We start from the raw sequence: 12,432 nt of genomic DNA, 5'->3' as shown, positions 1-12,432 counted from the left end.
TTACTCAAGGTCTGAACGCACGGACGAAAATAATCCAGTGCGCACCAAAGATACGGGGACGCCTTGCACTTCCTTGCCTTTCACAACACCATAGTTTTGACCAAATGCTCAAGAGGCAAGCATGAATAGATATCCGCGCAACATGATTGGCTATGGCCCCCGTGCCCCAAATGCCGCATGGCCGAACGGCGCCAAAGTCGCAATTTCCATGGTTCTGAACTACGAAGAAGGCGGTGAAAACTGCACCTTGCACGGCGATGCCCAGTCCGAAGCGTTCCTGTCCGACATCGCAGGCGCGGCCCAGTGGCCGAACAAACGCCATTGGAACATGGAATCCATTTACGAATACGGCGCGCGTGCAGGGTTCTGGCGTTTGCACGATCTGTTCACGTCGCGCGACATTCCCGTCACGATCTATGGCGTCGCCACCGCGTTAGCGCGCAGCCCCGAACAGGTTGCCGCGATGATCGACGCGGATTGGGAAATCGCATCCCACGGCCTGAAATGGGTCGAACACAAAGACATGCCCGAAGACGAAGAGCGCGCCCAAATCGCCGAAGCCATCCGTCTACATACCGAAGTCACAGGCACCCGCCCGACAGGATGGTACACAGGCCGATGCAGCGAAAACACCGTGCGCCTTACGGCCGAGGCTGGGTTTGATTGGGTCAGCGACACTTATGACGACGACCTGCCCTATTGGGTCGACGCAGGTGGCCGCGATCAGTTGGTCATCCCCTATACGCTAGAGGCGAACGACATGCGGTTCGCCACCGCGCCCGGTTACATCACGGGCGAACAGTTCTACACCTACCTGAAAGACGCGTTTGACGTGCTGTACGCCGAAGGCACGGCAGGCAAAGCCAAGATGATGTCGGTTGGTCTGCACTGCCGCCTGATCGGGCGTCCGGGGAAAATGGCGGGGCTGATCAAATTTCTGGATTACGTCGCCCAATTTGATGACGTCTGGTTCCCGCGCCGCGTGGATATCGCGCGTCATTGGGCCGAAACGCATCCGCCCGTACATTACGACCGCCCGACAGCTATGGACCGCGAAACCTTTGTCGGCACTTACGGCGGGATTTTCGAACATTCGCCATGGATTGCCGACCGCGCATTTGATCTGGAACTGGGGCCCGCGCATGACACCGCCGTGGGTCTGCACAATGCGCTGTGCCGTATGTTCCGTTCGGCCACAGCCGATGAACGCATGGGCGTGTTGACCGCGCACCCTGATTTGGCGGGGAAACTGGCAGCAGCCAAACGCCTGACCGCCGACAGCACATCCGAACAGGCCAGCGCCGGATTGGACGCCCTAACGGATTCAGAACGCGCTGAATTCACCGAATTGAACGATAAATATACGGAAAAACACGGCTTTCCATTCATAATCGCGGTGCGCGACCATAACAAATCTGGGATTTTAGCCGCTTTCAAAGATAGGCTGAACAATGACACTGATGTCGAATTCGGCACTGCTTGCCAACAGGTCGAGCGGATCGCGTACCATAGATTAAAGGCTTTGCTCCCATGACGACTTATGCTTTTCCGCCTGGTGGCATGCCAGAAATGACCGATGACCCCGCATCGAACGGGGCGCATTTCACAGACACCTATGCCTTTATTCCCGCCAGTACGATGCGCGATATTACGGCATCGATGTTGCCGCGTTGGTTTGAAACCCGCGCTTGGATCATCGCGCGGCCCATGACGGGCTTTGCCGAAACGTTCGCGCAATACGCGGTCGAGGTCGCGCCCAACGGCGGGTCAGATAACCCCGAACCCGACCGCGATGCCGAAGGCGTGTTGTTCATCGCCAACGGATCAATGGAACTGATCGTGGCAGGACAAACCCACATTCTGCGCGAAGGTGGCTATGCCTATATCCCACCGCGCAGCCGCTGGACGCTGCGCAATGCAGGGACTGTCCCGCTGAAATTTCACTGGATCCGCCGCAAATACGTACACGCGGACCCCTATGACGATCCGTCACCGTTTGTCACAGCGGATCAAGAAGTCCCCATTAACTGGATGAACGACGATCAAAACTGGGGCACCACCCGTTTTGTATCGCCAGACGACATGCGCCACGACATGCATGTGAATATCGTCACCTTTAAACCGGGTGGGCGCATTCCGTTTGCCGAAACCCATGTGATGGAACACGGGCTATACGTGCTGGAAGGCACCGCAAAATACCTGCTGAACGAACGCTGGGTCGATGTCGGGCCCGGTGATTTCATGTGGCTCCGTGCGTTTTGCCCGCAGGCCTGCATTGCCACAGGTGATACGAATTTCCGTTATCTATTGTACAAAGACGTCAACAGACACGTGGACCTGACCCTGTAAATGCAGATCAAAGCGCAGCCTCTGACGGCCGAAAATTTCGCGCCCTATGGCGATGTTTTAGAAACCGCTGGCGATCCCGATAAAATCATCAATCGCGGCATGTGCGGGAGGTTTCATGACCGCGCGAAACTGGATTTCGGCCCAGACGGTCGGGCAGGCATTAGCCTGTTCCGCGCCATTCCGCGCGACATCCCGTATGTTTGCGATCTATTGGAACGCCACCCCGATGGGTCCCAAGCCTTTGTCCCGATGTCCATGGACCCGTTTTTGGTCATCGTCGCGCCTGACGCGGGCGGCAAACCCGCCGATCCTGTGGCCTTTGTCAGTTCGGCGGGTCAGGCGATCAATTTCCACCGCGGCACGTGGCATGGCGTTCTAACGCCGCTGCACGAACCGGGACTGTTTGCCGTGATCGACCGAATTGGCGACACACCGAACCTAGAAGAGGTGGATATCCCCCCCGTCACGATCACGGTTTAATCGCCAGCCAACCCCAGCAGGATCGGACAATCAGGACGGTCGTCATTGTTACACCGTTTGACCAGATCGTTCAAAGTCGCGCGCATCTGCTGCATTTCTTTGATTTTTTGGTCGATCCGTTTCAAATGGTCCCGCGCGATTGATCGCACTTCGGAATGTGTATGCGTGCGATCTTCGTATAGGGCCAACAGACTACGGCATTCGTCGATCGAAAACCCCAGCGCCCGACCACGTCCAATGAACGCCAGTTTTTCCAGATCATTATCGGAAAAATCACGATAACCATTCGCCAATCGGGCAGGTTCGACCAATCCGATGTCTTCGTAATAACGGATCGTTTTCGAAGGCAGGCCCGTGTGTTTGGATGCATCTTTGATATTCATGCCGAACGCCCCGCAGTGTAATTGCGCAGCCGCAGCGCGTTCGTCACCACAAATACCGAACTAAACGCCATCGCAGCGGCGGCCAAAACCGGCGACAACAGCACCCCCAGGCCTGGGTACAATATACCAGCCGCCACAGGCACCAGCGCCGCGTTATACGCAAAGGCCCAGAACAGGTTTTGCCGAATATTGCGCATTACCGCGCGGCTTAGGCGGATCGCGGCCACAGCGCCGTTCAAATCCCCACGCATCAACACCACATCGGCGGTTTCGATCGCAACATCGGTGCCGGTACCCATCGCGATACCGACATCGGCAGCAGCCAACGCAGGCGCGTCATTCACACCGTCGCCAAAGAACGCGATGCTGCCTTCTCCGCGCAACGCGATCACGGCATCAACCTTGCCCTCTGGCATAACTTCGCTTTCGACCAGATCAATGCCCAAACGTCGTGCAATACTATCCGCGGTGGCTGCGTTATCGCCTGTAATCATCGCAACGCGCATGCCGCGATTTTGCAGCTGATCTACGACCTCTCGTGCGCCGGATTTGATCGGGTCCGCGACACCGATCAGCGCGAACATTTCACCGTCCACGGCCACAAAGAACGGCGTTTGCCCATCCTGAGCCAAGGATGCTGCGCGGGCTTCGTAATTCGCGATAGAGACGCTGCGGCTTTGCATAAAACGGTCCGCACCAATCAAAACGCGGCGGCTGGCAACGACGCCTTCGACGCCCATACCTGCGTGGGATTTGAAATCGGTCACAGGTTCGATATCGATCCCCTGCTCTGATGCTTCGCGCAGGATGCTGCGGGCCATCGGGTGTTCTGACATCGCTTCGACGGCGGCAGCAAATCGCAACGCTTCGCGGCGGTCTTGGCTGTAGATGGTGACAACACGCGGCTGGCCTTCGGTCAGGGTGCCCGTTTTATCAAAGGCAACGGTCGTGACTTCGTTCAGTTTTTGCAGGGCATCGCCTTTGCGAAATAGAACGCCCAGCGATGCCGCGCGGCCCGTGCCCACCAAAATCGATGTGGGTGTTGCCAGCCCCATGGCACACGGGCAAGCGATAATCAAAACAGATACGGCTGCCACCATCGCATGGGACAGGCCACCGCCCAGCATCAACCACGTCACCCCTGTCAGGGCCGAAATAGCCATAATCACGGGCACAAATACGCCAACGACCCGATCAACGGTGGCTTGGATCGGTAATTTTTCGGCCTGCGCATTTTCGACCATGCGCACGATACGCGCCAAAACCGTATCCGTTCCCGTTGCGCGAACTTCGATACAGAATGTGCCGTCCGCGTTGATTGTGCCGCCAATGACTTCGTCACCGATATCTTTGGCAACTGGGACAGGTTCACCCGTCAACATCGACTCATCCACGAGCGAATTTCCATCAATGACCACGCCGTCCACCGCGACCCGTTCGCCAGGGCGGATGCGCAAAACATCACCGACCCCGATTGTCGAAATGGGAACGGTTCTTTCGTCACCATCGACAATCTGGTTCGCCGTTTCAGGCCGCAATTTTATCAACGCTTCGATCGCTGCGCCTGTTCTGCCTTTGGCGCGGGCTTCGAAATAGCGACCCAATAGGATCAGCGTGACAATCATCATCGCGGCTTCGAAATAGACAGCCAATGCGCCATCAGGAAACACGACGGGCACAAAGGTCGCCAAGGTCGAATACAGCCATGCCGAACCCGCACCCAAAGCCACCAGCGAATTCATATTTGGCGCACCGGCAATCAATGCTGGAATGCCTTTTTGGAAAAATTCCCGTCCGGGCATGGCCAACAAAACGGTCGCCAGCAAAAATTCGACCACCCACAGGCCACGCATCGTCAGCAAACCATGCAGCCATTCGTGAATCACAGGGAACAAATGCCCGCCCATTTCGGCCAGAAAAACAGGAATCGTTAATGACGCAGCAAAGACGATACGGTGCCAAACCTCGGCGGCTTCTGCCTCTCGGACTTCGGATTGCATAGGGCGGTTCGCGGCGGCGAATTTGGCGGGGTATCCTGCGGCCCCCAGTTGGGCCATGACCGGCTCTAGGTCTCTTAGGTCCGTTTCGAACTGCGCCGTCTGAGTCGCAAGGTTCACCGCCGCATTTTCAATGCCTGCGTTGTTGTTCAGGATCTTTTCGACCCGCGCAACGCAGGCGGCACATGACATCCCTTCGACATCGAAACGAACTGTTTTTTCCATGGCTATTTGCTGCCCAATTATTCTGTCTAGACCCTACATAGGTATTCCAGCTACTGGAACGTCAAGACCCTATTGACCTTCCAGTAGGTGGAACCACTATCTGTTCGTGCAAACAAAGGAGATCCAGATGAAACTTTCCGTTCCCGAAATGTCCTGTGGTCACTGCAAAACGTCTATTACCAACGCGATCGAGACATTGGACAGCACAGCAAAAGTTGATTTTGACATGGATGCAAAACAAATCACCATCGACACAGGCAAACCGGCAGAAGCCGTTCAGGCCGCGTTGGATGCAATCGGATTTGATAACGCGGTCATCTGACCGCGTTATTCGCATGGGTCAGGGAACGCGAACGGTTCGAAACAAACCACAGGAATTACCTAGCACAGGCTATTCAGCCTAAGGCATTGTAATCACTAATGAAGGGAAGTGGTGGCGGTACAGGGACTCGAACCCCGGACACAAGGATTATGATTCCTCTGCTCTAACCAACTGAGCTATACCGCCGAAAGTGAGGGCGAAATATTCCGTGTAGCGCGCAGGGTCAAGAGGGTCCGAACAGGTTTTTTTCATCAACCTGCACATTTTTTTATCCATCCGAAAAAATGGGGCCGCTCAGATATCTGGCGGCCCCTTTGTTTATTAGTGTTTCAGGAAATCAGGCCCCGCCGCGGCCAATAACCGTTCCGCCAATTCGCGACCCAGTTTTTCACCGTCAGCGATTGGGGCGGTGCCTTCGTCGCTGAATGCGGCCGATCCATCGGTTGCCAGAATCTCTCCGCGTAGACGGATCATGTCGTCCTGAATTTCGGCCAGACCGCCGATGGGCGTTTCGCACGACCCATCCAGACGCGCCATGAACGCACGTTCGCATTTAATCCGCAGGCCGGTTTCTTCGTGGTGCAATGCCGCCAACATTTCGGCCACGTTTGTATCGTCTTCGCGGCGTTCGATCCCGATGGCGCCCTGCGCGACCGCAGGCAGCATGTCGTCCACCGAAATCGGCGTATACGGCACGTCATCCATGCCCAAACGGTTCAGACCAGCCATCGCCAAAAACGTCGCCTCTGCCACGCCATTCGCCAATTTCTGCAACCTTGTCTGCACGTTACCGCGGAATTCCACCACCTGCAGGTCAGGACGGCGGTACAGCAACTGCGCCTTGCGCCGCAAAGACGACGTGCCCACCACAGCGCCCTGCGGCAAATCCGCGATCCCCTGCCCCTTCAGCGAAACAAACGCATCGCGCACGTCTTCGCGTGGCAGGTAACAATCCAGAATCAGCCCGTCAGGCTGCACCGTTGGCATGTCTTTCGACGAATGCACCGCGATATCGATGTCGCCCGCAATCAGCTGCTCTTCGATCTCTTTGGTGAACAGGCCCTTGTTGCCGATTTCCTTTAGCGGGCGGTCGGCATCAATCATCGCGCGATTGTCGCCCGTGGTGCGGATCACAACGATCTGGAACGCCTCGAACGGGAGGTTAAACGCGGTCGCCAGACGGTCGCGGGTTTCATTGGCCTGCGCCAGCGCTAGGGGCGATCCCCGAGTGCCGATTTTCAGCGGTTGGGCGGGTGTGGGCAAATTCACTGTCATATGCGCTTTCTAGTCGCGGTATTTCGTTCGGGCAATGGCTTGACTTGGGCTGCGTCATTAGCGACCACCCTTTTGCACACAAAAAGGAAAGCCAATGACAAAAACGATCCTGCGCGCCCTTGCTGGTGAAACACTTCCGACGCCTCCGATCTGGATGATGCGTCAGGCGGGCCGCTATCTGCCTGAATACCGTGCAACCCGCGCCCAAGCAGGCGATTTCCTGTCCTTGTGCTACAACCCCGAACTCGCGGCCGAGGTCACATTGCAACCGATCCGCCGCTACGGGTTTGATGCGGCGATTCTTTTTGCAGACATCCTGCTGCTGCCTCAGGCCTTGGGCGCTGATCTGTGGTTCGTCACAGGCGAAGGCCCACGCCTGTCCACAATCACCGACAAATCGGGGCTGGACGCGCTGAAACCGATTGATGAAATCGACGAAGTGCTAAACCCCGTCTACGAAACCGTCCGCATTCTGTCGCGCGAATTGCCGTCAGAAACCACGCTGATCGGTTTCGCTGGTGCACCATGGACCGTGGCAACCTATATGATCGCTGGTCGCGGCACACCCGATCAGGGCCCTGCGCATGCACTGAAAAACACCGACCGCGCGACATTTTCGGCGCTGATCGACCTGCTGACCGACGCGACGGTCGAATACCTGTCGAAACAAATTCAGGCCGGCGCCGAAGTCGTCAAAATCTTTGACAGCTGGGCAGGCAGCCTACAGGGCCAAGATTTCATCGATTTCGCCGTTGAACCCGCCCGCAAAATCACCGCTGCCCTAAAACAGCGCCACCCGAACATTCCTGTTATCGCGTTCCCACGCGGTGCTGGCGAAAAATACGTCGGCCTGCACGCTGCGATCGGCGCAGACTGCATCGCGCTGGATGACGGCGTGACGCCTGAATGGGCTGCGGCCCACGTCCAAACGGGCGGCTGCGTTCAGGGCAACCTGAAATCGTCGCATATGGTCACAGGCGGCGACGATCTGATCCGCGAAACCCGCGCCGTTGTCGACGCGTTCAAAGGCGGCCCCCACATCTTTAACCTTGGCCACGGCATCACACCCGATGCCAGCCCCGACAACGTTCAACTGATGATCGACACGGTGCGTTCTGGCGCCTGAGCGCCCCAAAGGCGCGAGGCAAAAACAACGCGGGGGCCATCGGCCCCCGTTCCTTTTATCAGCGGGTTTTCCACGCGAACCAAACCGCTATCAACGCCAAAGCGATTGATAACAACCGCCGTAAACCCAACCGTTTTTTCTGATCTTCCAGCAACGTTTGGGCCGTGCCAGCCAACCCGACAATCGTCGCATGGATCGCGGTCGCAACCGCGACATAGACCACTGACAGAGTGATCGTTTGCGGCAACACGGCCGATCCTTGAACAACAAACCCCGGCAAAACAGCGATATAGAACACCGCCGCCTTCGGGTTCAGCAAATTCGTAATCAACCCGCGCCGAAAAAACAGCGCCATCGGCGATCCCAATGCGGCATGTTCAATCTCTTCGTCCGCATCGCGCCATCCGTCATAGGCCAGCCACAACAGATACAGCACCCCGCCCCAGCGCAGGGCCTGATACAAAAACGGCGACGCTGTGATCATCGCCCCCACGCCCAGCGCTGCGATCACGCCAACAATCGACAATCCCAACGCCACGCCCGCCACAGCCGCAAAGCCATAGCGGCGGCCTTCGGTCGCGGCCACAATCGCCAAATAGGCCATGTTCGGCCCCGGCGTCAGTTCGATCAGAAACGACGCCAGCGCAAATTCCAGTATCGCTGTTGTCAGGTCCATTTCGCCAGCGGCGGCAGGCTCATCAGGACCGCATTGGCATCATGGCCCGTGGCTAGGCCAAATTTCGTACCGCGGTCATAAACAAGGTTATATTCGGCATACAAACCACGGTGCACCAACTGCGCCTCTTTGTCGGCATCGGTCCAATCCTGAACGCGGCGTTTTTCGATCAATGGCAGGTACGCTGGCAAAAACGCACGGCCGATATTCTGGGTCAGTGCAAAATCCGCAGCCCAATCACCCGTGTTACGGTCATCCATAAACACGCCGCCAACACCGCGCGCGCGATGGCGGTGCGGGATGTAGAAATATTCATCCGCCCACGCCTTTAGCTCTGGATACAGCTCTTCGCCGTGCGGGTCCAAATGCGCCTTTTGGACGTGGTGGAAATGCGCGGTGTCTTCGTCGTATTCGATGCATGGGTTCAAATCGGACCCGCCGCCGAACCACCACGCCGCAGGGGTCCAGAACATGCGCGTGTTCATATGCACCGCAGGGCAATGTGGGTTTTGCATATGGGCGACCAGCGAAATGCCAGATGCCCAAAAACGCGGGTCTTCCTCGACTCCGGCAACGCCGCGCGCCGCCATGGATTTTTGCGCAGCCGCGCCCAGTGTGCCGTAAACGGTGGACACATTCACCCCGACCTTTTCGAACACGCGGCCGCCGCGCATCACGCTCATCAAACCGCCGCCTGCATCGCTGCCGTCGTCGCTGTGGCGCTTGGTTTCGGTCACTTCGAAACGGCCCGCAGGTTGATCGGCAAATGGGCCTGTGGTCTGACTGTCCTCTAATGCCTCAAAGGCTGCCACGATTTCATCGCGCAAACTGCGGAACCAATCAGAGGCCGTCGCCTTTTCGTGAACCATCGTATCGGACATCTGAACCTCGTTTACGGGCTGTTATTGAATATCAACGCCCCTTAGCATTGAATGGCCGGCAAAACCACAGCAACCGCTGTGACCAATTGACGGAGTTACGATGAACCGCGCCATTTTATTTCTACCATTCATTGCTTTAGCTGCATGTGCAACGCCACAGGAACGCTGCATTTCCCAAGTTTCAGCAAACGCCCGCACGATTGACGCACTCATCGCTGAAACCCGTATTAATATCGCGCGTGGATATGGCATTGCCGAACACGAAGAGGTCGACGTCATCAACAAACGCTGTGAACGCAAGCTAGAAAGCGGCGAAACCATCCGTTTCCCCTGTGACGAGGTGGTCACGCATACCGTGCGGACCCCTGTCGCCATCGACCTGAACGCCGAAGAGGCAAAACTACAGTCGCTGCTAGAACGCCGCGCTGCGATTGATGAAAACCTTCAGGCGAATATTCAGCAGTGTATCGCTGCAAACCCAGAATAATCAGTGCGCCGCACAACCGGCCGGATCGATCAAGGTCCGGCCACCATCCACGGTGATGACCTGTCCGGTCACAAAATTGGACGCATCAGACGCCAGATACTGAACGGCATCGCAGACTTCGCTTGGGCTTGCGATACGCTGTAGGGGTGTATGGCTTAGGATATCTTCGCGATATTCGTCATGTTCTTTCAATGCACCTTTCAGGCTCGCGCTCATGACGCTGCCAAACGCGACCGAATTCACGCGGATACCTTGGGGTGCCAACGCAACGGCCAACGAACGTGTCGCCTGATCCGCAGCAGCGGTTGCAATGGAGTAGGCCATCAGATCCGGGTGCGTGCGGCGGGCGGCGATGGACGACAGGTTGATGATCGTCCCAACGGGGCCTTTGGTGTTTGCTTCGGCCTGTTTGATCATGCGGCGGGCCGTTGCCTGGCTAAGGCGCAATGCTGCAAACATATTTTGTTCCAACAGCGTCGACACCGTGTCGTCATCAGGGTCCAACGGATCAGTCATCTGCACCTGACGGGCCGCGTTGACCAGAATATCAACACGTTCAAACGCATCGACGGTCGCGGATAGCAAATTTTTGACGGCCAGTTTTTTGCGCAAGTCCCCTGCAAAGATACGCATCGGGCCTTCATCGGTCATTTCGCAAACGACCTCTCGGGCCAAGGCGGCTTCGTCCATGTCAGCGAACATGACGTTTGCACCTTGTTCGACGAAATGCCGACCAATCGCCAAACCTACGCCGTTCGCAGCGCCGGTTACGATGGCGGTTTTACCTTCGATAGAAAAAGACATGTCTTATCCCCTATTGCCCAGCTTGACCGTATCGACGGCTAGCGGATCGGCCTAGTCGCGTGGAAAACTTTGAATGCTCCATCGCCACCAATTTCATCAACATTGCGAAAATATTCGCGAAGTGCCGCCTCATAAGGCAAGTGTCGGTTCGCCACCATCCACAACTGCCCCGAAGCTAAGAGATTTTTCGCAGCATTCGCGATGAATGCACGGCCCAACGCAGGGGTCGCATCGCGTCCGGTGTGGAACGGTGGGTTCATCACGATGCCCGCGTAGCCATCTGATTTCCACGTCGTCGCATCCGCCCAATGGAACGATGCACGTTCATCGGCAACGTTCAGGCGCGCGCAATCCAGTGCGGCGTGTTCTGCTTCGATCAGGTCGATGGATTGGACGGCAGCATTTTGCAAAACCGCAGCCGACAAATACCCCCAGCCAGCGCCGAAATCAGCCATGCGTTTGGGCAATTTGTCGGGCAGGCAATCCACCAACAGCTTTGACCCGCGGTCGATTTCGCCGTCAGAAAAAACGCCCGCTGTGGTGAAATACCCATGCGCACCCTTTGCCGGATCACCAACTGCCCAATCGGCAAATTGGTTTGCGCCATCGAACCAGAACAAACGACCATGCGATTTGGTGACACATGGCAGATCGCCCAGTACCTTGCGGCAGTCTTTGTAAATACTGTCGACGCCATCGGTTTTCTGGCCGTCGATGATGACCAGACCCTTTTTCGCAGCCTCTGCCACCATGGCCCGCGCAAGTTTTTTGGCACGCGGCAGAATAACAACGGTTACGGGCGCAGGTTCGGACGACAGCGTATAGCCTGCATTTTCCCAAACGGTCGCGTCGGGTTTGAAACCGGTATCAACGCGCACATCATCGCGGGGCAGTGCGGACAAATCATAGCCCGCGGCGGGGCGCATAACGCGAATGGCGCCAGACGGAAGGTCCAACAGGCCTTCGTTCAGCGCCGTGGTAAGACGAGATTTCGACATATCAATCAGGTGACGGGACGCGTCACTCTTTCTCCATCGTGCATTGCAACGGATGCTGGTGGCGCTGTGAAAAATCCATCACCTGAGCCACCTTGGTTTCTGCGATTTCATAGGAATAGACACCCACAACGGCGACGCCTTTTTTGTGGACCGTCAGCATAATTTCAAATGCCTGCGCGTGTGTCATGCCAAAGAAACGTTCCAACACCTGAACCACAAACTCCATCGGAGTGTAGTCGTCATTCAGAATCAGGACTTTGTACATCGGCGGACGTTTGGTTTTCGGGCGCGTGTCTAATTTAACGCCGATGTCACCATCATCACCGTCGGCATCATCTGCCATCATATGTAGCGGAGCTTTTGTCATCTGAACCATTGGTCACTGTGTCTGACCACGTTATATAGTCGGTACGACCTATAAGAAAACCC

At 56.6% G+C, this 12,432-nt stretch carries 14 protein-coding genes and 1 tRNA gene; 6 read left to right on the top strand and 9 right to left on the bottom strand.

What is annotated here, in order from left to right:
* Positions 1–121 precede the first annotated feature (121 nt).
* Genes puuE through ACXAGA_RS08520 form a run of 3 tightly spaced genes read left to right on the top strand, consistent with a single transcriptional unit; the run spans position 122 to position 2,829 of the window.
* On the top strand, positions 122–1,534 hold the full coding sequence (gene puuE, locus ACXAGA_RS08530; protein WP_475117060.1) for an allantoinase PuuE: 1,413 nt from the start codon (positions 122–124) through the stop codon (positions 1,532–1,534).
* Positions 1,531–2,349 carry a bifunctional allantoicase/(S)-ureidoglycine aminohydrolase gene (locus ACXAGA_RS08525; protein ID WP_475117059.1) on the top strand — a complete coding sequence of 273 codons (819 nt, stop codon included), beginning with the start codon at positions 1,531–1,533 and terminating at the stop codon, positions 2,347–2,349. The genes puuE and ACXAGA_RS08525 overlap by 4 nt, the downstream gene beginning before the upstream one ends.
* Positions 2,350–2,829: an ureidoglycolate lyase gene (locus ACXAGA_RS08520; protein ID WP_475117058.1), complete on the top strand. Its 480-nt coding sequence runs from the start codon at positions 2,350–2,352 to the stop codon at positions 2,827–2,829.
* Here the strand turns inward: ACXAGA_RS08520 and ACXAGA_RS08515 are convergent.
* Complete coding sequence (locus ACXAGA_RS08515) at positions 2,826–3,212, bottom strand: MerR family DNA-binding protein (protein WP_475117057.1); 387 nt, start codon at positions 3,210–3,212, stop codon at positions 2,826–2,828. The genes ACXAGA_RS08520 and ACXAGA_RS08515 overlap by 4 nt on opposite strands.
* Complete coding sequence (locus tag ACXAGA_RS08510; RefSeq protein ID WP_475117056.1) at positions 3,209–5,434, bottom strand: heavy metal translocating P-type ATPase; 2,226 nt, start codon at positions 5,432–5,434, stop codon at positions 3,209–3,211. The genes ACXAGA_RS08515 and ACXAGA_RS08510 overlap by 4 nt, the downstream gene beginning before the upstream one ends.
* A 127-nt stretch (positions 5,435–5,561) precedes the next feature.
* Between ACXAGA_RS08510 and ACXAGA_RS08505 the strand changes: the two genes are divergently transcribed.
* The gene (locus ACXAGA_RS08505; protein ID WP_475117055.1) at positions 5,562–5,756 is read left to right on the top strand and encodes a heavy-metal-associated domain-containing protein; all 195 of its coding nucleotides are present in this window, start codon (positions 5,562–5,564) and stop codon (positions 5,754–5,756) included.
* Positions 5,757–5,865: 109 nt separating this feature from the next.
* On the opposite strand, the gene ACXAGA_RS08500 is transcribed toward ACXAGA_RS08505, so the two are convergent.
* Both ACXAGA_RS08500 and hemC read right to left on the bottom strand, forming a co-directional pair.
* Positions 5,866–5,942: transfer RNA gene (locus ACXAGA_RS08500), tRNA-Met, on the bottom strand.
* 135 nt (positions 5,943–6,077) lie between these two features.
* Complete coding sequence (gene hemC, locus ACXAGA_RS08495; protein WP_475117054.1) at positions 6,078–7,031, bottom strand: hydroxymethylbilane synthase; 954 nt, start codon at positions 7,029–7,031, stop codon at positions 6,078–6,080.
* Between the two features lie 94 nt (positions 7,032–7,125).
* Between hemC and hemE the strand changes: the two genes are divergently transcribed.
* Positions 7,126–8,157 (top strand): uroporphyrinogen decarboxylase, encoded by a 1,032-nt coding sequence (hemE, locus tag ACXAGA_RS08490; protein ID WP_475117053.1) that lies wholly within the window; start codon positions 7,126–7,128, stop codon positions 8,155–8,157.
* Between the two features lie 58 nt (positions 8,158–8,215).
* On the opposite strand, the gene ACXAGA_RS08485 is transcribed toward hemE, so the two are convergent.
* Both ACXAGA_RS08485 and hemF read right to left on the bottom strand, forming a co-directional pair.
* Positions 8,216–8,833, bottom strand: coding sequence for a LysE family translocator (locus ACXAGA_RS08485; protein ID WP_475117052.1), 618 nt, complete (start codon positions 8,831–8,833; stop codon positions 8,216–8,218).
* Positions 8,824–9,714: an oxygen-dependent coproporphyrinogen oxidase gene (hemF, locus tag ACXAGA_RS08480; RefSeq protein ID WP_475117051.1), complete on the bottom strand. Its 891-nt coding sequence runs from the start codon at positions 9,712–9,714 to the stop codon at positions 8,824–8,826. Before hemF ends, ACXAGA_RS08485 begins: the two co-directional genes overlap by 10 nt.
* A 100-nt stretch (positions 9,715–9,814) precedes the next feature.
* On the opposite strand from hemF, the gene ACXAGA_RS08475 reads away from it, so the two are divergent.
* Entirely contained in the window at positions 9,815–10,201 is a 387-nt protein-coding gene (locus ACXAGA_RS08475; RefSeq protein ID WP_475117050.1) for a hypothetical protein, read from the top strand.
* Here the strand turns inward: ACXAGA_RS08475 and ACXAGA_RS08470 are convergent, their stop codons facing one another.
* Genes ACXAGA_RS08470 through clpS form a run of 3 tightly spaced genes read right to left on the bottom strand, consistent with a single transcriptional unit; the run spans position 10,202 to position 12,370 of the window.
* On the bottom strand, positions 10,202–11,005 hold the full coding sequence (locus ACXAGA_RS08470) for an SDR family NAD(P)-dependent oxidoreductase (protein ID WP_475117049.1): 804 nt from the start codon (positions 11,003–11,005) through the stop codon (positions 10,202–10,204).
* A 38-nt stretch (positions 11,006–11,043) separates the two neighbouring features.
* Positions 11,044–12,003 carry a class I SAM-dependent methyltransferase gene (locus ACXAGA_RS08465; RefSeq protein WP_475117048.1) on the bottom strand — a complete coding sequence of 320 codons (960 nt, stop codon included), beginning with the start codon at positions 12,001–12,003 and terminating at the stop codon, positions 11,044–11,046.
* Between the two features lie 22 nt (positions 12,004–12,025).
* Positions 12,026–12,370, bottom strand: a complete 345-nt coding sequence (gene clpS, locus ACXAGA_RS08460) for an ATP-dependent Clp protease adapter ClpS (RefSeq protein ID WP_086450625.1) — start codon at positions 12,368–12,370, stop codon at positions 12,026–12,028.
* Positions 12,371–12,432: the final 62 nt, after the last annotated feature.

This window comes from Marivivens sp. ABH4_498, assembly GCF_056160585.1.
The sequence above is the reverse complement of the archived record's forward strand: the minus strand, read 5'-3'. Positions and strand labels throughout refer to the sequence as shown.

Bases quoted from the DNA above. Each gene is read 5' to 3' on its own strand.
- hemC (WP_475117054.1), bottom strand. From the start codon at position 7,031: ATGACAGTGAATTTGCCCACACCCGCCCAACCGCTGAAAATCGGCACT.
- ACXAGA_RS08515 (WP_475117057.1), bottom strand. From the start codon at position 3,212: ATGAATATCAAAGATGCATCCAAACACACGGGCCTGCCTTCGAAAACG.
- ACXAGA_RS08505 (WP_475117055.1), top strand. From the start codon at position 5,562: ATGAAACTTTCCGTTCCCGAAATGTCCTGTGGTCACTGCAAAACGTCT.
- ACXAGA_RS08475 (WP_475117050.1), top strand. From the start codon at position 9,815: ATGAACCGCGCCATTTTATTTCTACCATTCATTGCTTTAGCTGCATGT.
- ACXAGA_RS08520 (WP_475117058.1), top strand. From the start codon at position 2,350: ATGCAGATCAAAGCGCAGCCTCTGACGGCCGAAAATTTCGCGCCCTAT.
- ACXAGA_RS08510 (WP_475117056.1), bottom strand. From the start codon at position 5,434: ATGGAAAAAACAGTTCGTTTCGATGTCGAAGGGATGTCATGTGCCGCC.
- ACXAGA_RS08525 (WP_475117059.1), top strand. From the start codon at position 1,531: ATGACGACTTATGCTTTTCCGCCTGGTGGCATGCCAGAAATGACCGAT.
- hemF (WP_475117051.1), bottom strand. From the start codon at position 9,714: ATGTCCGATACGATGGTTCACGAAAAGGCGACGGCCTCTGATTGGTTC.
- hemE (WP_475117053.1), top strand. From the start codon at position 7,126: ATGACAAAAACGATCCTGCGCGCCCTTGCTGGTGAAACACTTCCGACG.
- ACXAGA_RS08485 (WP_475117052.1), bottom strand. From the start codon at position 8,833: ATGGACCTGACAACAGCGATACTGGAATTTGCGCTGGCGTCGTTTCTG.
- ACXAGA_RS08465 (WP_475117048.1), bottom strand. From the start codon at position 12,003: ATGTCGAAATCTCGTCTTACCACGGCGCTGAACGAAGGCCTGTTGGAC.
- clpS (WP_086450625.1), bottom strand. From the start codon at position 12,370: ATGACAAAAGCTCCGCTACATATGATGGCAGATGATGCCGACGGTGAT.
- puuE (WP_475117060.1), top strand. From the start codon at position 122: ATGAATAGATATCCGCGCAACATGATTGGCTATGGCCCCCGTGCCCCA.
- ACXAGA_RS08470 (WP_475117049.1), bottom strand. From the start codon at position 11,005: ATGTCTTTTTCTATCGAAGGTAAAACCGCCATCGTAACCGGCGCTGCG.